The 17,373-nt window shown below is 66.5% G+C and carries 18 protein-coding genes; 11 read left to right on the top strand and 7 right to left on the bottom strand.

Going from position 1 to position 17,373, the window contains the following annotated elements; translation table 11 throughout:
* Position 1 precedes the first annotated feature (1 nt).
* Positions 2–1,150 (bottom strand): AI-2E family transporter, encoded by a 1,149-nt coding sequence (locus MRBLWO12_RS06715; RefSeq protein ID WP_363553894.1) that lies wholly within the window; start codon positions 1,148–1,150, stop codon positions 2–4.
* A 532-nt stretch (positions 1,151–1,682) separates the two neighbouring features.
* Here MRBLWO12_RS06715 and MRBLWO12_RS06710 point away from each other — a divergent pair.
* Together MRBLWO12_RS06710 and MRBLWO12_RS06705 are read left to right on the top strand one after the other, a co-directional pair.
* Positions 1,683–2,339, top strand: a complete 657-nt coding sequence (locus MRBLWO12_RS06710; protein WP_363553892.1) for a helix-turn-helix domain-containing protein — start codon at positions 1,683–1,685, stop codon at positions 2,337–2,339.
* A gap of 231 nt (positions 2,340–2,570) precedes the next feature.
* On the top strand, positions 2,571–3,239 hold the full coding sequence (locus MRBLWO12_RS06705; RefSeq protein WP_363553890.1) for a hypothetical protein: 669 nt from the start codon (positions 2,571–2,573) through the stop codon (positions 3,237–3,239).
* 68 nt (positions 3,240–3,307) lie between these two features.
* On the opposite strand, the gene MRBLWO12_RS06700 is transcribed toward MRBLWO12_RS06705, so the two are convergent.
* Positions 3,308–3,796 (bottom strand): pyridoxamine 5'-phosphate oxidase family protein, encoded by a 489-nt coding sequence (locus MRBLWO12_RS06700; RefSeq protein ID WP_363553888.1) that lies wholly within the window; start codon positions 3,794–3,796, stop codon positions 3,308–3,310.
* A gap of 107 nt (positions 3,797–3,903) precedes the next feature.
* Positions 3,904–5,382, bottom strand: a complete 1,479-nt coding sequence (locus MRBLWO12_RS06695) for a LuxR C-terminal-related transcriptional regulator (protein ID WP_363553886.1) — start codon at positions 5,380–5,382, stop codon at positions 3,904–3,906.
* Between the two features lie 190 nt (positions 5,383–5,572).
* On the opposite strand from MRBLWO12_RS06695, the gene MRBLWO12_RS06690 reads away from it, so the two are divergent.
* From MRBLWO12_RS06690 to MRBLWO12_RS06665, 6 genes are read left to right on the top strand one after another with little or no spacing between them, the layout of a single operon-like run.
* Positions 5,573–5,947: a PLDc N-terminal domain-containing protein gene (locus MRBLWO12_RS06690; RefSeq protein WP_363553884.1), complete on the top strand. Its 375-nt coding sequence runs from the start codon at positions 5,573–5,575 to the stop codon at positions 5,945–5,947.
* Entirely contained in the window at positions 5,944–6,381 is a 438-nt protein-coding gene (locus tag MRBLWO12_RS06685; RefSeq protein ID WP_363553882.1) for a DUF6325 family protein, read from the top strand. The genes MRBLWO12_RS06690 and MRBLWO12_RS06685 overlap by 4 nt, the downstream gene beginning before the upstream one ends.
* A 1-nt stretch (position 6,382) precedes the next feature.
* The gene (locus MRBLWO12_RS06680) at positions 6,383–6,709 is read left to right on the top strand and encodes an SHOCT domain-containing protein (protein ID WP_363553880.1); all 327 of its coding nucleotides are present in this window, start codon (positions 6,383–6,385) and stop codon (positions 6,707–6,709) included.
* A gap of 41 nt (positions 6,710–6,750) precedes the next feature.
* Positions 6,751–7,692, top strand: coding sequence for a DUF1214 domain-containing protein (locus tag MRBLWO12_RS06675; RefSeq protein ID WP_363553878.1), 942 nt, complete (start codon positions 6,751–6,753; stop codon positions 7,690–7,692).
* A gap of 5 nt (positions 7,693–7,697) precedes the next feature.
* Positions 7,698–9,089, top strand: a complete 1,392-nt coding sequence (locus MRBLWO12_RS06670; RefSeq protein WP_363553876.1) for a hypothetical protein — start codon at positions 7,698–7,700, stop codon at positions 9,087–9,089.
* Positions 9,086–10,867 carry a SulP family inorganic anion transporter gene (locus tag MRBLWO12_RS06665; protein WP_363553874.1) on the top strand — a complete coding sequence of 594 codons (1,782 nt, stop codon included), beginning with the start codon at positions 9,086–9,088 and terminating at the stop codon, positions 10,865–10,867. Before MRBLWO12_RS06670 ends, MRBLWO12_RS06665 begins: the two co-directional genes overlap by 4 nt.
* A 113-nt stretch (positions 10,868–10,980) precedes the next feature.
* Here MRBLWO12_RS06665 and MRBLWO12_RS06660 read toward each other — a convergent pair whose 3' ends face one another.
* A complete protein-coding gene (locus MRBLWO12_RS06660) occupies positions 10,981–11,952 on the bottom strand; it encodes an IS481 family transposase (protein ID WP_363552899.1) in 972 nt (323 codons plus the stop codon).
* 154 nt (positions 11,953–12,106) lie between these two features.
* On the opposite strand from MRBLWO12_RS06660, the gene MRBLWO12_RS06655 reads away from it, so the two are divergent.
* Positions 12,107–12,535: a DUF6855 family protein gene (locus MRBLWO12_RS06655; protein ID WP_363553872.1), complete on the top strand. Its 429-nt coding sequence runs from the start codon at positions 12,107–12,109 to the stop codon at positions 12,533–12,535.
* 252 nt (positions 12,536–12,787) lie between these two features.
* Here MRBLWO12_RS06655 and glnA read toward each other — a convergent pair whose 3' ends face one another.
* Entirely contained in the window at positions 12,788–14,212 is a 1,425-nt protein-coding gene (gene glnA / locus MRBLWO12_RS06650) for a type I glutamate--ammonia ligase (protein WP_363553870.1), read from the bottom strand.
* A 147-nt stretch (positions 14,213–14,359) separates the two neighbouring features.
* On the opposite strand from glnA, the gene MRBLWO12_RS06645 reads away from it, so the two are divergent.
* Complete coding sequence (locus tag MRBLWO12_RS06645) at positions 14,360–14,770, top strand: RDD family protein (RefSeq protein WP_414685511.1); 411 nt, start codon at positions 14,360–14,362, stop codon at positions 14,768–14,770.
* A gap of 13 nt (positions 14,771–14,783) precedes the next feature.
* Here MRBLWO12_RS06645 and MRBLWO12_RS06640 read toward each other — a convergent pair whose 3' ends face one another.
* Entirely contained in the window at positions 14,784–15,263 is a 480-nt protein-coding gene (locus tag MRBLWO12_RS06640; protein WP_363553866.1) for an ATP-dependent zinc protease, read from the bottom strand.
* A gap of 25 nt (positions 15,264–15,288) precedes the next feature.
* Between MRBLWO12_RS06640 and MRBLWO12_RS06635 the strand changes: the two genes are divergently transcribed.
* Positions 15,289–16,476 (top strand): RimK family alpha-L-glutamate ligase, encoded by a 1,188-nt coding sequence (locus tag MRBLWO12_RS06635; protein WP_363553864.1) that lies wholly within the window; start codon positions 15,289–15,291, stop codon positions 16,474–16,476.
* A gap of 62 nt (positions 16,477–16,538) precedes the next feature.
* Here MRBLWO12_RS06635 and MRBLWO12_RS06630 read toward each other — a convergent pair whose 3' ends face one another.
* Positions 16,539–17,249, bottom strand: coding sequence for a DUF4191 family protein (locus MRBLWO12_RS06630; RefSeq protein ID WP_363553862.1), 711 nt, complete (start codon positions 17,247–17,249; stop codon positions 16,539–16,541).
* Positions 17,250–17,373: the final 124 nt, after the last annotated feature.

Below are 17,373 nucleotides of genomic sequence, written 5' to 3'. Positions count from 1 at the left end.
GTCAGGGGGCGGTGAGGACCGGGGGAGCCGTCTTGCGGTCCTGCGCGGGGAACAGCACCTTCTGGACAATGATGATGATGCTCGCGGCGACCGGGATGGCCACCAGCGCGCCGAGGATCCCGCCGAGTGCTCCACCGGCGACGGCGGCGATGACGACGAGCGCTCCGGGAACCGCGACAGCCTTGCTCATGATGCGCGGCGAGAGGACGTACGCCTCGATCTGCATGTAGACGAGGTAGTAGATGATCGCGATCAACGCGGTCACCGGACTGATGAAGAGGCAGATCAACGAGTTGATGATCGACGCCGAGAGGGTTCCCACCAGCGGGATCATCGATCCGATGAAGGCGATCAGCGCGAGAAGCGCAGGCACCGGCGCTCCGATGATGCTGAGCACGATCAGACTCAGTACGCCGTTGATCAGTGCGAGGCTCGCCTGTCCGATCACGTACCGTCCGACGGCGCCCGACACGTCCTCCAGCAGCTCGCTGAACGTGTCGCGCTGGTAGGCGGGCACGAAGCGCGCCGCGGTGCGCTTGATGCCGTGCAGCGATGCCATGAAGTAGAGCGTGAGGATCAGGACGATCGTGACGCCGGTGAATCCGCCGGCGATACCGGCCCCCACGGCGAACACGCCTCCGCCGATGTCGGCGAGGTTGCCAGGGTCCTTCAGGAAGGAGAGGATGCCGTTCGCAGCGTCCTCGAACGTCGATCCGAACTGGTTGTTCAGATCCTTGAACCAACCGGATGACTGGATGTCCTTGACCATCTGCGGTCCGTCCTCGATCAGGTTGGTGATCTGCTGGACCAGGATCGGGACGATCGCGAGGATGATGCCGGCGAACGCCAGGACCACGCCGGTCACCACGATGGCGACGGCGGCGGGGCGGGGAAGCTTGCGCTCGATGAATCGGACGATCGGGTCGAGCCCGAGCGCCAGGAAGATCGCCACGCCGATGTAGACGAGGACCGTGGCGAGCTGATCGACGATGCCACCGATCACCAGCGCCACCAGCACACCGAGTGCGCCGAGCAGTCCCAGCATGAAGGGATTGGCTCGTGCGAGTGAAGCGACCGCCGCCGAAGGGCGGGCGGACGAGTGCGCGGGCTTCACCGGCTCGACGTGCTCGTTGTTCGACTTCCGACGCATGATGTCCCCCACTCGACTGTCCGACCCTTCAGTTGATCACCCGCTCGCAGTGCGGTCAAGCCGCCGCACTGGTGCTTACATGCATGCGTCGTAATAGAACTTCCGAGAGCGCTAGGCTCGGAAGCGTCCTGCATCTGGGATGGGGCACGGTGGGGAACCGTGTGGGGAAGGGTGTTTGTGGAACTCTGGGGAGCTGTCTTCGTCGTACCGTTCGTGCGATCACGACGTCGCGATATGTCAGCATGTCGGTTGCGCGCGGGCTTCGCCCCTGGCGCTTCTCCACGACACTGACGATGTCGATGAAGAACCGCTCAGAGCCGGACCACGCCTGTGCGTCCGCGGAGCCCCGTCGGGATGCGGGGATGACGTGCCGGTAGCGCGAGCCCGCACGCTCGCGATGTTCGGCAGCGTGCGTATTCGTGAGTTCGTCGTGGGACGCGATGACGCCCGGTCACGCCTCGATCGAGTGTCGGGCCTGATCGGCCTGCACAGCGTCAGATCCGGCGGGATCGATATCAGTTCAGCCTCGGGCGTGTTGAGACTCAGGGAGGACGATGCGTTCCTGGCCAATCACGATGCACTTCTGGCCACGGCTCCTCATGACGACCTGCGACTGCTGTCGATAGTGATTCCCGCCGAGGCTCTCGCCGGGTTCGCTGCCCCTGCCCCGGGGGAGGTGCGTCCGGTAGTCGCGGCGAGCGCTCTGCTCGCCCCCGCCGTGGCTTTCGCAGAGCAGGCGGCGGTCACTGATTCCCATCCGGTGAGCGGGTTCGGGAACTACTACTTCGAGCGATTGCTGCAGGAGATGGTGCTGGGCGTGGCGGTGGAGGGAACTCGCGCGCCGCGCGTGGGGATGACGGCTGATGTCTATCGGGACGCGATGAGCACGATCATCGCGCAGCGGTCCGACCCGCACCTCAGCCCGCGCGGTATCGCCGACCAGCTGAAGATCTCGCTGAGGCAGCTGCAGCGAGCTTTCCGCGCCAGGGACATGACGGTGGAACGCGCCATTCGCCGCGCTCGCGTCGAGCACGCGCTCGAACTACTGGTCGATCGCACGTACGACGGACTGAGTATCGCCCAGGTCGGTCAGTACTCGGGCTTCTCGGGCGGCTCCAGCCTGGCCAGAGCGATGTCGCAAGAAGGCAAAGAATCGCCATCGGCGATCCGGCGCGCCGCGCAGGCCTGATCATCGGCGACGCCTACTCCGCTCGCGATACCCAGAGCGACAATCCATGATCCGCTAGCGACAAGGAAGCCCGCTGTGCGTCCCCGGCGTGATCATCGACGCCAGCATGGCACATGGCGGGTCGCTCCACCCGGCTCGTGACCCGCCCGTCACCCTGCGGAACCCTCCGCACTTCAGCGCGTGCCGTCCGTGCATGCGCGCCTCCGTGTGCCCGCTCTCGAGTCTCGTGGCATGGCGCTGCTGGTGCGCGCGGTGTGTGGCGTCACAGTGCCGGGATCCAACCCTGAGGAGAACAGCGATATGAACGCCAACGAGAACACCAGCGCGGGGCCGAACCGCCGCACAGTGATCAAGGCGGCCGCCTGGTCCGCCCCGGTCGTCGCCATCGCAATCGCCACGCCGCTGGCCGCCGCGAGCATCGACAATCCGCGCCCCGCGCCGGGCGGTGGGCTCTCCGAGTGGCAGGGCAGCACATCTGTCGGAACAGTGACGGTGGTGCAGCCGAACCGCGTGCAGGTCAACACCGGTCAGAGCGTCGGGTTCAACGTGCTCGACCCGGATACCGGTGATGTCGCCCCGGCGGGTCAGTACTCGTCCGGTGCGGTGACGGTCACCGTGCAATGGGGCGCAGGCAGCGGCGTCTCCAACCCCGCGAGCTACCGGCTCGAGGAGCGCACTCTGAACGGCTGGGTCCGCGTCGGCGAGCTGCCCGAGCCGGGCACGAGCGGATCGGTGCAGTACGTGTACACCGGCATCTTGAACGGCGCAGCGAACGTCGTCTCGCTTCCCGTCGTATGGCTCTACCCGACCGCGGGAGGCGCGCTCACGCCGACCTATGTCAACACGACCCTGTCTGCGGAGTACCTGAGCGAGAAGAACTCGGGCGCGCGCGTTCCGTAAACCCGCATCCTCTCTGCACGAGAGCCCGCCCCGCGTCTGCGGGGCGGGCTCTCGTGCGTCGGGGTGATTCAGCTGTCAGGGAGATCGACCTTCTCGTTCTCGGCATCGTACGGTTCGCCGGTGACCTTGGCCTTCACGAAGCTGAAGAGGGAAGCGAGCTTGCCGCCGGGGCTGTCCCAGTACTCTGCGGACTCGGCGGAGAACTGGAGCAGACCCACATCGGGATCGTTCGGACCATCCGTGAACCATGCCTCCACCATCGGGCTCCACAACTCACGTACCTTCGCGGCATCTTCGACGAGAGCGGCCGTGCCGGACAGCGATACCCAGGAGCCGTTGGAACTGAGAGAGACGCCAGCTCGGTCGTCTCGCCGGAGGTCTTCGACGAATGATGCGCTACGCGAGACGAGGAACCACAGGTCGCCGTCAAACTCTGTCTCCTGCACGGTGAGCGGATGCGCGACCAGACGGCCTTGTGCATTGCGCGTGGTGAACATCGCGAAGCGGAAGTCCTTGATCAGCTCCGCGAGACGCTGGGTGGGGGTGGTGTCGGTCATGAGAATCGTCCCTTTCGCGCGGGCCCGGTGCGGGCGGAGATCCCATCATCACCGCGTGGTGCGACGCCTCCCAGGGGGTTGCGATTCTGCGGGACCCGCGTTACGGGCTAGCGTGCATCGACGGAGTGCACGGCGGCACGGCGACTGGTGACGCCGAGCTTGCGATAGACGGACTGGATGTGCGTCTTCACCGTCGGGTAGGAGATTCCCAGATGCGTCGCGATCTCTTCGGCAGTCATCTCGGTGCGCAGGCAGGCGAGGATCTCGTTCTCTCGTCGGGTGAGCACGCCGTCGAGCTGGCCGGCGAGTCGCCCGCGGCGCTCCAGGATGCTCCGCAGGAGTGCGCGATGGCGTGAGCCTCGATGTACGTGAGCTCCGAGCAGGTCGCCGATCACCTCGTCGTCCGCCAGGAACGGCGCGAGGATCTTCTCTGCGGTCGCTGCCTCGAGGGCGCGGTCGAGCTGCTCGTGAGCCTGAGGTCCGCGGCCGGCCTCCGCGTTGAGCGCCGCCGACGTGACCAGGGTATTGACCAGTGCGTACCGGGGGAGCGCTGTGGTGCTCGCGAGCCGGAGCGCCTGAGCGGCGAGCGCGGGTTCCGCCAGCACGCGGTAGAGCTCGGCGAGTCGCGCGTGCGCCACGGGTGCGCCCGTCCGGGCGGCGAGCACCGGTGCGGCGACGCCGAGCGCATGGTCGTCCTTGCCTTCGGCGTGGAAGAGCCATGCCGACACGACCCGGCGAAGGGTGTCCCAGGGGACACCGTGCTTGTCGGCTCTGCTCACACCCTGCAGGAGGGTACTCGCGTTGTAGTAGCGATCCTGACGGCGGAGGGCGATGAGGCTCATCGCGAGATAGAGGCGGGCGAGTGCCTCGAAGTTGTTGCCCGGCGCTCCGTCGGCGATGACCGCGTCGAGATGGACGATCGCCTCCTCGAAGTCGCCCCGCCAGTAGGCGATGCATCCGCGGTTCGCCTGGGGCAGGCCGCCCTCGAATCGGTCCCAATCGGAGGGTGGTGCCGATGCCGGGAGCGCATCGAGGACCTGTTCGGCTTCGGTGAAGAGGCCGGCATGGGTGAGGGCGAAGGCCAGGTTGGACTGCGCGAGGCGGAGGGTTTCGGCATGTCCGCGTAGGCGAGCCTCGTCTGCGGCCGATCGGAGCATCCCGATCGCTCCGGCGGGGTCGCGGCGCAATCGCACCTCTGTCCATCCCAACAGGAACAGTGCCGAGGGGTAGTCGTCGTCGGGGCCGCACTGTGAGAGAGCCTCACGCGCACGGTCGGCGAGCGCGGCCTTGGTGGGCGTGTCCGGTGCAAGCAGCAGCTCCGTGAAGCAGGCGACGAAGTCGTCGGATGCCACACGCATCCCCTGGCCGCGCAGGAAGGTCGCACCGAACGTATCGCCCAGCAGGTCGCGACAGCAGGCGCGGATCAGGAGCACATGGGGGTCGTGCGGATCGGGCGCTTCGAGGCACAGCCGCTCGAGTTCGGCGGTGTGGGATTCGAGGATGAGGCGGAGCCAGTTGCGCCGCAGGGCGCGCCGAGCCTGTTCCGGATCGCCGGATGCGAGCTCCTGGCGCAAGGCTTCGATCACGGCTCCAGAATATCGGCGTCGGGCCAGGCGGGGCGCGCTGCTGACGTCCGATGTCATCCGCGGAGGATGAGTTCGCCGCCGCGGGGTCCGCGTGCTCGCCAGACTGTCAGCGATATGCCTCTCGCCGGACCGGATCCGGATGCCGTGTCCCGCCGCGGCAGAGCGACGAAAGAAACGGAAACACACCGACATGCTCTTCTGGGAAATTCTCGTCTGGATGCTCTGGGCGACGGTCTTCATCGGCTATCTGTTCGCGCTGTTCGCGATCATCACGGACCTGTTCCGCGATCGTGAGCTCAGCGGCTGGTGGAAGGCGCTCTGGGTGGTCTTCCTGATCTTCCTGCCCTTCCTCACGGCGTTGGTCTACCTGATCGCCCGGGGGCAGGGGATGGCCGAGCGCAGTGGTCGTGCCGCCCGGGAAGCGGAGGACGCCGCGCAGACCTACTTCCGCGAGATCGCGGGAACGTCGCCGAGCGAGGAGATCGCTGCAGCGGCCGCCCTCCTCGAAGCCGGATCCATCAGCACGGCGGAGTTCGAACAGCTGAAGGCCAAGGCGCTGTCGTGACGCTGGCCGGTTACGGACCGGTCGATCTCTACCTGGTCGGGCTCCCCGACGGTCAGCCCGACCAGGCGGCGCTTCAGGCTCTTCTCGACCTCGTCGAGACGGACGTGTTGCGGCTGCTCGACCTCGTCCACATCTCGCGGTCGCACGACGGGGAGGTCGCGGTCACGGAGGTGGATGATCTCTCTCCCGCATACGGAGTCGAGGCGCACCAGCTCGGTGTGTCCGGCCTCGCGGGGCATGATGACATCGCTGCCTTCGCCGTGGCCGTTCCCGTCGGCACTGCGGCTCTTCTGATCGCCGTCGAGCTCGTCTACCAGCGCGAGCTGTCGGCACGGACCGTCCAGGCAGGTGCGGTGCTCCTCGGCCACGAGCGCATCCCCGCGCAGGTCGTCAACGCCCTGATGGATTCCTCGCTCCTGAGAACGGAGATCTGACATGCCTTTCATCCCGAGGATCGGCCGCCCCGGCCTGCTGGGCCTCGCCGCGCGCACGGCGGTCGTCGCGGGCACGGCGACCGCCGTGAGCGGTGCTGTCGCCGCGCATCGTCAGAACAGGGAGCAGACGCAGTACGAGGCAGCGCAGTACGAGGCACGCGACCTCCGCGAGGCAGCGCCGCCGCCCGCCGCGGCCGCCGAAGCTCTCCCCCCGGCACCAGCCTCTTCTGGTCTCGTCGCCGAGCTCCAGAACCTCGGGCAGCTCCGGTCGCAGGGGATTCTGACCGATGCCGAGTTCGCGGCCGCGAAAGCGCGACTTCTCTCGTGAGCACCGGCCGATCCCGTCCGCCCCAGACCCCAAGGAACCCCATGTCTGCAACGAAAGTCACCTTCCTCAACTTCGCGCGCGCGGAGTCCGACCTGATGTTCTCGCGGCTCAGCGCCGCGACGGGGGTCGGGGAATGGAATCACACCAGAGGCCTGAAGGGCCTCGATGACCAGCCGGTGATCCGTCAGAACCGCGACACCCTGTACAGCAGTGCGATCATCGACGTCCGTGAGGGCGTCACGCTCAGCCTGCCGGACACCGGCGAGCGCTACCTCTCGGCTCACGTGATCAACCAGGATCACTACACCGCCGTCATCCTCAACGAACCGGGTGAGCACATCATCACCCGCGAGCTGGTCGGCACCGATCACGCCGCGGTCCTCGTGCGGATACTGGTCGACCCGAACGACGCGGGCGATGTGACGGCGGTGAATCGACTGCAGGACGCTCTCCTCCTCTCCGGTGGCGGCTCCGGAACCTTCCCGCTTCCCGAGTACGACCAGTCCTCGCAGGCCGAGACGCGCGACGCGCTCCTCACGCTCGGGCGGGGCGTGTCGACCTACGATCACGCCTTCGGCACACGCGCCGAGGTCGATCCGGTGATGCACCTGCTCGGCACCGCGGGCGGCTGGGGCGGTCTCCCCGAGTACGAGGCCACCTACATGAGCGTCGACGAGGGGTTGCCGGTCGCCGACTACCGACTGCGTCTGCGGGATGTCCCCGTCGATGCGTTCTGGTCGGTGTCGCTCTACAACGCGGCGGGCTATTTCGAGCCCAATGAGCTCGGCGTGAACAGCATCAACAGCCTCACCGCGGTGCCCGACGCCGACGGCAGCGTGACCGTGCGCTTCAGCGCGCATCCGGAGGGCGCACCGAACACACTGCCCATCATGGCGGGGTGGAACTACACGCTCCGGCTGTACCGTCCTCGACGGCCGATCCTCGACGGGACGTGGCATGCACCACGCCCGGAGAAGATCTGACGCCGATGTCGCAACAGACTTCAGAACAGCTCCGCGCCGAACTCGCACGGGTCACGGCCGAGAACGATGAGCTCACCCGCAGGCTGGCGGCCGTGCGCGAGGTCGACGAAGCCGCAGCCGCGCCGGAGTCGACCGTCGCCCGACGCAAGCGCCGCGCATGGGGCTGGACGATCCTCAGCACGGCGCTCGTGACGATCGGCGCTGTGCTCACGCCGGTGGCGATCGTCTCCACCTGGGCCCACCGCGAACTCACCGACACGTCCTACTTCGTCGCGACGTTCGCGCCGCTCGCGGAAGATCCTGCGGTGCAGGACTTCGTTGCCGGACAGAGCGTCGCCGCCATCGAGTCGGCGATCGACATCGACCGCATCGCCGATGACCTCTTCGCGGGGCTCGAGGGCTTGGAGCTCACTCCGCGTGCCAGCGACGCACTCGGGCTGCTGAAGGCGCCCGCGGTCGCCGGAGTGAAGGGCCTCATCGAGAACACGGTGACCGGGTTCGTGCGCTCGGACGTCTTCGCTGTCATCTGGAAGGATGCTCTGACCGTCACCCACCGGCAGCTCGTGAACACCGCCACGGGGCAGAGCGATGCCGCTGTGACGGTCGGGCAGAACCAGCAGGTCAGCCTGCAGCTGGGTCCCATCATCACGGCGGTCAAGGAGCAGCTGGTCGCGGAGGGCTTCACCCTCGCCGCGGAGATCCCGGAGATCGACCGGTCGATCGTGATCGCCGAATCCAGTTCGGTCGGCATCTACCTGACGATCTACCAGTTGGTCGTGGCGCTGGGTATCTGGCTGCCGTGGTTGTCGTTCCTGTTCCTGGCTGCCGGCGTGCTCATCGCCCGCAGGCGCGCCGTCGCCCTGATCTGGACCTCCGGTGCGGTGCTGCTCACGATGATGCTCGTGGGCGCGGGGATCGGCGTGGGGAGAGGCGCCTTCGCCCTCGCAGTCGCCGACAGCATCCCGCAGGATGCGGCGGTCGCGCTGTACTCGGGCATCCTCGGTTTCGTGTCGAGCATCGTGCTGGTGGTGGCGGTCCTCGCTACGACGGTGCTGATCGTCACCGCGTTCGCCGGGCCCTGGCGATGGGCGCGGACGCTTCGGGGGTACGCCGCTGCGGCCTTCGCGGCGCTCCGTCACGCGGCGGAGCAGCGCGGCGTCACCACCGGCGCCGTCGGTGAGCAGCTGCACCGGTGGCGCATACCGCTGCGCATCGTCGTCGGGCTGGGCTGCTTCGTCGTCCTGCTTCTGTCGCGGCCGCTGTCTTCGAGCACGATCGTCTGGACCGCGCTGGTCGGACTCCTCGTCATCGGTGTGCTCGAGCTGGCGTCCCGTCCACAGACGCCGACGGACACGGACACGGTGGAAGCGTCTCGGGTCGAGAGCCCGGTCGGATGACCCGGGAGTCGGAGCGGCAGGGGCGAAGCCTCGCGTGGACGGGCCCGGATGCCCGCGCGCGCTCGGCGTCTCGCGCGCTGAAGTCGCTGGTCCCCGTATCCCTGCGCGGCTATCGACTCGCCTGGCTGGGGCCGGACATCATCGCCGGTCTCACGTTGTCCGCCGTGGCGATCCCCGAGGTGATGGGGTACACGTCGATCACGCAGACGCCGATCGTCACGGGTCTCTATACGCTCCTGCTTCCTCTGGTCGCGTTCATCCTGATCGGATCGTCCCGGCTGCTCGTGGTCGGCGGAGACTCCGCGGCCGCGGCCATCCTCGCTGCGGGGCTCGTCGTGGCCGCGGTTCCCGGCGTCGTCGCCGGATCGAGTCGCTGGGTCGCCCTGTGCGCGCTGACCGCATTGCTCACGGGGGTGCTGCTGCTCCTGGCCCGACTGTTCCGGTTGGGGTTCCTCGGCGATTTCCTCTCGGCATCCGTCCTGATCGGTTTCCTGAGCGGAATCGGCATCAAGGTCGCCACCGACCAGATCCCTGACATCCTCGGCGTCGAGAAGGGCGCGGGGAACTGGTTCGAGAAGCAGTGGGCGTGGATGTCCGCGCTGGGCGACGTGTCGCTGCCGACGCTCGCCTACGGACTCGGCACCGTCGGCATCATCGTGTTCTGCAAGGTCGTCATCCCGAGAGTGCCAGGGGCGATGCTCGCGATCGTCTGGTTGCTGGTGCTTGCCACGCTCACCGATGCCGCGGGCAGGGGAGTGCCCGTCGTCGGACCCATCGAGGGCGGCCTTCCTCACCTGGGGCTGCCTGACGGCATCACGATCGCCGAGGTCGGAGCGGTCGCCTCCACTGCGCTGTCCTGTTTCTTCATCGTGATCGCGCAGAGCGCAGCGACCTCGCGCAGCTTCGCGATGAAGCACGGCGACCGCGTCGACGTGAATCGCGACATCCTGGGGCTGGCCGTGGCGAACATCGCGGCGGGTGTCAGCGGCACCGTCGTGGTGAACGGTTCGCCGACGAAGACACAGATATTGGATGATGCCAAGGGGCGCACGCAGGTGGCGAACCTGGTGGTGGTTGCGATCACGCTCGTGGTGCTGCTGTTCCTCACCGACCTGCTCGCCGAGCTCCCGCTCGCGGTCCTCGGAGGAGTCGTCTTCGTCATCGCGGTGGGACTCGTCGATGCGCGAGGACTCTGGCGGATCGCCCGCCGGCGTCGGGCGGAGTTCTTCGTGGCGCTGCTCACCATGTTCGCGGTATTCGCGGTCGGGATCATCGAGGGCATCGTCCTCGCCATCGCTCTCTCGCTGCTCGATGTCATCTCGCGTCAGTACACCGCGCCGGCTTTCGTGCTCGCCGTGGGGACCAGCGACTACGACTATCTCCCCGCAGTGCCCGGCGTCCAGTCGAGTCCAGGGCTGATCGTCTACCGCTTCGACAGTCAGCTGTTCTTCGCGAACTCCACCGGGTATTCCGATCGCCTGGAGAAGGTCATCGCCGCCGCGCCTGATCGTGTCCACTGGGTGATCCTGGACTGCGCGGGGATCGCCGACGTGGACTACTCCGCAGGTCAGAGCCTCGCAGATCTGATCACGTCACTCCATGCGCGCGATATCCATGTCGTGCTTGCGCGCCCCGAGCCCGCGTTGCTCGAGACGCTGCGCCGGTACGCGCTGATGTCGCGCATCGATCCCGCGCACATCTACAGCGACCTCGACGTCGCGATCGCCGCGTTCGACGGGTCCGCACGCACCACCACCGATGAGGAGAGGACCAGATGAACCTGCCGGTCGACAGGCGCCTGCCCCTGCGCAGCGTCCCCGATCTGCGAGATCTCGCTCCTGCGCCCGAGCGATCACGCCCAGGGCTCTGTCGTGCTGTCGCGAGCGGGCGCCTAGCTGTATTGACCTCGACCGTTGTTGATTCGGTCGATGGGGGTTTTGCCGTCGATGCCGAGGTGGGCTCTGTCTAGGTTGTAGTAGTCGAGCCAGATGGGCAAGGCAGCTGTGCGTTCGGCGTTCGAGGTATAGGCGCGGGCGTAGGCCCATTCGGTGGCGAGGGTGCGGTTGAGTCTTTCGACTTTCCCATTGGTCCAGGGGCAGTGCGGTTTGATGAACTTCTGGGTGATGCCGTGGGCGTCGAGGACCGCGCGGAACGCGGCCGAGTGCCGGTAGGCGAAGGCGTTGTCGCTGATGACCCGCTCGACGGTGACGCCGAGGGCGGCATAGAACGCAATTGCGCGTTCGAGGACTCCGGCTGCGGTGGTGCCCTTCTCGTCGTCGTGGATCTCGGCGTAAGCGAGGCGGGAGTGGTCATCGATCACGGCATGGATGTAGTCGTAGCCGATCCCACGGCTGCGGACTTTCTCGCTGCGGCCGTGCGCGCGCCATCCGCCTCCGTCTGGGATGCGTCCGAGCTTCTTCACGTCAATATGGATCAACGAGCCGGGATGGTCGTGCTCGTAACGGCGGGCGGAACGCCGCACTGCGCGGATCACGGTCCCGGTGACCGGGTCCGTCTCTCGCAACAGCGGGGTGTGGTGCCGGACCAATACCCGTCCGACGGTCGAGGAATGCATCCCCAGCTTCGCCGCGATGAACACCGGACCGCGACGGGTGAGATGTCGCATGATCCGCACCCGTGTCTCCCGACACGGGCCCGTCCGAGCGGGATGCGACCTGGCGACACTGGACCGGTCAATCAGACCCGCCCGCCCTTCCTCCCGGAACCTGCGCCACCACCGCCACGCGGTCGTGCGGGAGACCCCCATCTCCGCCGCCACATGCGCGACCGCACGCCCGGACTGGATGCGCTGGACCATGATCAATCTGCCGGCCGGAGCCAACCGGGCATTAGCGTGGGACATGAGAGACCTTCGTGTGATCGAACCGGAACCTAGACAGCTCCCACTCGACACCGAAGGTCTCTCCTACGTCAACAACGATCCGGGTCAGTACACCTAGCGCGTATGCTCGCCGCAGAGCGAAGCTCAGGCGGATCGCGATGGACGGAGTACGACGATGGTCGAAGAGCACTGGTCGGGCGTGGGGACTCCGGAGGACCCGTGGGTCCTGATGATGGCGCCCCTGTCATCCGAGTACACGATCCACCGCGACGATGACAGCGATCCGACTCTCCTGGTGTGCCAGGTCGGCGCCACCCGGCTCACCTATCTCGCCCGTGCGATCGACGATCTGCATGCGGAGCTCGTTCGGCGAGGGGACTGGGTTCTGCTGGGCGCCTCAGATGAGAAGAAGGAACCGACGCCCGACTCGGTCGAGGCGTGGGCGCGATCCTCGGACAATCCGGTCGGAGGCTGGTACGGCCAGCGCAATGGGTACCGAGGCCGTTTCGGGATGTATGTTCCCCCGCTTCTCGAGGCCTTGGGACTCGTCGAACTCGAGCACAATCCACGCAACAACCGCGTCAGGGCGATCACACTCGAGTGAGATGATCGCCCGGACCTGTCGACCATCCCTCGGGAGGTCGTAGATGGTCGCCTCCACGCATCCGAAGCTTCCGTTCACGACCGCGCAGGCACAGATTCGTGACCGCTGCCGCTCCCTGAGCCGAGGAGGGTGCGCACAGGGAGGATGCCGCGCCCCCATACGGCAAAAGAGCCCATCACGGCTGACCGTGACGGGCTCTTTCGATTCAGCGGACTACCTGCACATCAGCGGCAGGGCGTCGGCGGGGTCAGCTCAGACGCCGAAGTACAGCTCGTACTCGAACGGGTGCGGGCGCTGGGCCATCGGCAGGATCTCGTTCTCGTACTTGTAGGAGATCCAGGTCTCGATGAGCTCCTTGGTGAACACGCCGCCCTCGAGGAGGAACTGGTGGTCGGCCGCGAGAGCGTCGAGCGAGTCCAGCAGGGAGTTCGGAACCTGCGGGATGTCCTTGGCCTCCTCGGGGGGAAGCTCGTAGAGGTCCTTGTCGACCGGCTCGTGCGGCTCGGTGCGGTTCTTGATCCCGTCGAGGCCTGCCATGAGCTGCGCGGCGAAGGCGAGGTACGGGTTGCCGGAGGCGTCGGGCGCACGGAACTCGATGCGCTTGGCCTTCGGGTTCGAGCCCGTGATCGGGATGCGGATCGCGGCGGAGCGGTTGCCGGCCGAGTAGACCAGGTTGACCGGAGCCTCGAAGCCCTTGACCAGACGGTGGTAGCTGTTCAGGGTCGGGTTGGTGAAGGCCAGCAACGCCGGTGCATGCGCCAGGATGCCACCGATGTACCAACGCGCGATGTCGCTGAGCTGGCCGTAGCCGGCCTCGTCGTAGAACAGCGGCTTGCCGTCGCTCCACAGCGACTGGTGCGTGTGCATTCCGGAGCCGTTGTCGCCGTAGAGCGGCTTCGGCATGAAGGTCGCGACCTTGCCCCACTCTTCAGCGGTGTTCTTGACGATGTACTTGAACTTCAGGATGTCGTCGGCCGCGTGCACCATGGTGTCGAAGCGGTAGTTGATCTCCTGCTGGCCGCCGGTGCCGACCTCGTGGTGCGAGCGCTCGAGGATGAACCCGGCGTCGATCAGCTTCAGGGTGATGTCGTCGCGGAGGTCCGCCGTCTTGTCGACGGGGCTCACCGGGAAGTATCCACCCTTGTACGGGGTCTTGTTGGCGAGGTTTCCGCCCTCTTCCTCGCGGCCGGTGTTCCAGGCGCCCTCTTCCGAGTCGACGCTGTAGAAGCTGGAGTTCGAGGTGACCGAGTAGCGGACGTCGTCGAAGATGTAGAACTCGGCCTCAGGGGCGAAGAACGCGGTGTCGGCGATGCCGGTCGACGTGAGGTACTTCTCCGCCTTCTTGGCGACCTGACGCGGGTCCTTCGAATAGATCTCGCCGGTGCGCGGGTTGTAGATGTCGAAGATCATCACGAGCGTGCTCGCCTCGCGGAACGGGTCGACGTAGGCCGTCGTCACGTCCGGGATCAGCTGCATGTCGGACTCGTGGATGCTGGCGAAACCACGGATCGAGGAGCCGTCGAACAGCTGTCCCTCCGTGAAGAATGCCTCGTCGACCGTGGACGCAGGAATGTTGAAGTGCTGCTGCACACCCGGGAGATCGGTGAAACGGATGTCAAGGAACTTGACGTCGTTCTCCTTGATGTAGCTCAGCACCTCGGACGAATCTTTGAACATGTACGACTCCTGTGTAGCGGATCGATGGCTTACGGCCATTCTGCACAGTACGGCTGAGGGATTTCTCCAGGGTGTCCGCTTTGTTTCAGGCTTGTTACAGCGCCCTGAGCGCATCGGTAGGCTGGAGAGGTGACGGATGCGGCGAACATGTACCCCGGTGAGCGACTCGGACTCCCGGACTCAGGATCCCGAAGCATTGGCCGGATCGGCCGTCGGATCGGCGCACTCCTGATCGACTACGCGGCCGCATCGATCATCGCGACCGGCTTCCTGGGCTTCAATCAGTTCGCGCTCCCGACCGAAGCCGGACTCACGCAGTTCGCCCCGCTGTTCGTCTTCGCTCTGCTGCAGATCATCTTCATCCCGGTCGTCGGCGGCAGCCCCGGCCACCGCATCGTCGGCTTGCGTCTGGTGCGCATGGACGGCGGATGGATCGGAGTGTGGCGCCCCATCGTGCGCACGCTGCTGCTGATCGTCGTGATCCCCGCAGTGATCTGGGATGTCGACCAGCGCGGCCTGCACGACAAAGCGGTCGGCACCGTCCTGATCCGCGCCTGACGCTCTCCGCGACTCACTCCCTGCCGCGGTTGCGACGGCGGGCCTCGCGCGGCGCACGTCCGCCCAGGAACGAGCGTGCAGGGTCCACGATGTAGCCGCGTCGCAGCGCCTCGCGGCCGATGAGCATGCGGAAGCCCATCTCGTCGCGGTTGCTCAGCGTGACCTCTGCCAGCACCTCACGGTCCACCAGGCGAATCAGCAGCATGACGACCAGACGCTCCTGTGCATGGCCTGACGAGCTGCGTACGGCCCGCCGATCGTGCACGGGGGTCTCGACGACGACCGTGTCCTCCTGGCTGTCCTGCCACGGCTTGAGGCGGAACCGCACCCAGGACTCGCCCTCGCGGTCGAACTCCTGGATGTCGAATGCGTGCAGCGAAGAGGTGCGCGCGCCGGTGTCGATCTTGGCTTTGATCCAGTCGACGCCGAGATCGGGCAGCGCAACCCATTCTCGCCACCCTGTAAGAGTGTTTGAATGGGATGTCTTAGTCACCCGACCATCCTGGCAGGAATTCTTTGTGAAGATCGCAGTGCTCTCCCGTGCGCCTCAGGCGTACTCCACCCAACGACTGCGTGCGGCTGCGCTCCAGCGCGGCCACAACGTCAAGGTGCTGAATACGCTGCGCTTCGCGATCGATCTCACCGCAGACGAACCGGACCTGCACTACCGAGGTCGGCAGCTCAGCGACTACGACGCGATCCTGCCGCGCATCGGCAACTCGATCACCTACTTCGGCACGGCCGTCGTACGCCAGTTCGAGCAGATGGACGTCTACACGCCGAACACGGCGAACGGCATCTCCAGCGCGCGCGACAAGCTCCGTGCCAACCAGATCCTGTCTCGGCACAACATCGCGATGCCGCCGACCGCATTCGTGCGCAACCGTGCTGACGTGCGCCCCGCGATCGAGCGGGTGGGCGGTGCCCCGGTCGTCATCAAGCTTCTGGAGGGCACCCAGGGGATCGGGGTGATCCTCGCTCCTCAAGTGAAGGTCGCGGAGGCGATCATCGAGACACTGCACTCGACCAAGCAGAACGTGCTCATCCAGAAGTTCATCTCGGAGAGCCGAGGACGCGATATCCGCGCGCTGGTCGTCGGCGATCGTGTGGTCGCAGCGATGCGCCGCTCGGCGGCGGGTGACGAGTTCCGCTCGAACGTGCATCGAGGGGGCTCTGTGCAGGCGATCGAGCTGGACCCGGTCTACGAGCGGGCGGCCGTCCGCTCCGCCCAGATCATGGGCCTGCGTGTCGCCGGCGTCGACATGCTCGAAGGCGACGACGGACCGCTCGTGATGGAGGTCAACTCCTCACCGGGACTGCAGGGCATCGAGACCGCGACCAAGCTCGACGTCGCCGGCGCCATCATCGATTACATCGCCGGACAGGTGGCGTTCCCGGAGATCGACGTGCGACAGCGCTTGACCGTCTCCACGGGATACGGCGTCGCAGAGCTCATGGTGCACGGAGCGGTGGACCTCGTGGGGAAGACCCTGGGCGAGGCCGGGCTCTGGGAGCGCGATATCACGGTTCTCACCCTGCATCGGGGAGCCAGCGTGATTCCGAACCCGCGCAAGCATGTCGTGCTCGAAGCCGAGGATCGCCTGTTCTGCTTCGGAAAGCTCGACGAGATGCGGTCGATGGTCCCTGAGCGCCGACGTCGTCGCGCGAAGGTGCGACGCCTGCCGCGTCAGCCGCTCTCGGAGTGACATGACAGAAGCGCGGCCCCTCGGAGGAGGGGCCGCGCTTCGTCGTCTGTGGAGGGTGCAGGTCAGCGCGGACGCTGCGCGCGCACCTTCGTCGGGTCGATGCCCTTGGGGATCGGCAAGGACGAGAGCGACTGCGAAACCGACTCGATGCGCCGGATGACGGCGGCGAGAGTGGCCTTGTCGATCGCCTTGGGGAGCTTCTTGATGGTCTTGGCAAGGTTCGCGATGGTCACTTCGTCGTCGCCGTGACCGACGTAGAGCACCGTCACAGGCACGCCGTTGGCGACCCGCTGGACCTTGCTGCGCTCTTCGTTGACGAGACGCGTGAGACGACCGCGCGCGCCTTCTCCCACGATCACGACGCCACCACGGCCGACGGTGCGGTAGACCGCCTCCTGCGTCTTCGGGTTGATCCCGACGGGCGTCTCGGATGCCTGCCAGCGCCGACCGAGGCTGGTGCTGAGCACGTGGCCGGTCGCCCCGGGCATGCCGTCGATCTTCGCGTACATGGCCGACGTGGAGAGCCGGGTCATGAGGAACATGGCGCCGAGCACACCGAACATCAGTCCGCTGATGCCCCAGAGAACGAGCGTCCAGATCTGGAACGGGGGGATGAGGTAGCCGGCGATGAGTCCGAGGAGGACACCGCCGATAAGGATCCCGACCTGTGCCCACGGAAGCCAGGCGCAGGCCTCACGGGTGAACCGGAAGAGGGACTTGATCTGGGAGAAGAACCCAGGACGCTTTTCGGGTTCGGGAGCACGCTTTGCCATGCGCACCAGCCTACCGAGTCCGGAGGTCCTCGTTGACGGCGTTCGCGTCAAGCGGAGCGACAGAGGAGCACCGGGGCGCCGACAACTCCTGCACAGGTGGACGATCGTGAGGGATCGGTCCACA

Source organism: Microbacterium sp. LWO12-1.2 (assembly GCF_040675875.1).
Taxonomy (GTDB): domain Bacteria; phylum Actinomycetota; class Actinomycetes; order Actinomycetales; family Microbacteriaceae; genus Microbacterium.
Note: the sequence above shows the minus strand (reverse complement) of the source record. Positions and strands in the feature narration are given on the sequence as shown.

Bases quoted from the DNA above. Each gene is read 5' to 3' on its own strand.
- MRBLWO12_RS06690 (WP_363553884.1), top strand. From the start codon at position 5,573: ATGCTCTTCTGGGAAATTCTCGTCTGGATGCTCTGGGCGACGGTCTTC.
- MRBLWO12_RS06700 (WP_363553888.1), bottom strand. From the start codon at position 3,796: ATGACCGACACCACCCCCACCCAGCGTCTCGCGGAGCTGATCAAGGAC.
- MRBLWO12_RS06680 (WP_363553880.1), top strand. From the start codon at position 6,383: ATGCCTTTCATCCCGAGGATCGGCCGCCCCGGCCTGCTGGGCCTCGCC.
- glnA (WP_363553870.1), bottom strand. From the start codon at position 14,212: ATGTTCAAAGATTCGTCCGAGGTGCTGAGCTACATCAAGGAGAACGAC.
- MRBLWO12_RS06665 (WP_363553874.1), top strand. From the start codon at position 9,086: ATGACCCGGGAGTCGGAGCGGCAGGGGCGAAGCCTCGCGTGGACGGGC.
- MRBLWO12_RS06655 (WP_363553872.1), top strand. From the start codon at position 12,107: ATGGTCGAAGAGCACTGGTCGGGCGTGGGGACTCCGGAGGACCCGTGG.
- MRBLWO12_RS06630 (WP_363553862.1), bottom strand. From the start codon at position 17,249: ATGGCAAAGCGTGCTCCCGAACCCGAAAAGCGTCCTGGGTTCTTCTCC.
- MRBLWO12_RS06715 (WP_363553894.1), bottom strand. From the start codon at position 1,150: ATGCGTCGGAAGTCGAACAACGAGCACGTCGAGCCGGTGAAGCCCGCG.
- MRBLWO12_RS06645 (WP_414685511.1), top strand. From the start codon at position 14,360: ATGTACCCCGGTGAGCGACTCGGACTCCCGGACTCAGGATCCCGAAGC.
- MRBLWO12_RS06660 (WP_363552899.1), bottom strand. From the start codon at position 11,952: ATGTCCCACGCTAATGCCCGGTTGGCTCCGGCCGGCAGATTGATCATG.
- MRBLWO12_RS06705 (WP_363553890.1), top strand. From the start codon at position 2,571: ATGGCGCTGCTGGTGCGCGCGGTGTGTGGCGTCACAGTGCCGGGATCC.
- MRBLWO12_RS06675 (WP_363553878.1), top strand. From the start codon at position 6,751: ATGTCTGCAACGAAAGTCACCTTCCTCAACTTCGCGCGCGCGGAGTCC.
- MRBLWO12_RS06670 (WP_363553876.1), top strand. From the start codon at position 7,698: ATGTCGCAACAGACTTCAGAACAGCTCCGCGCCGAACTCGCACGGGTC.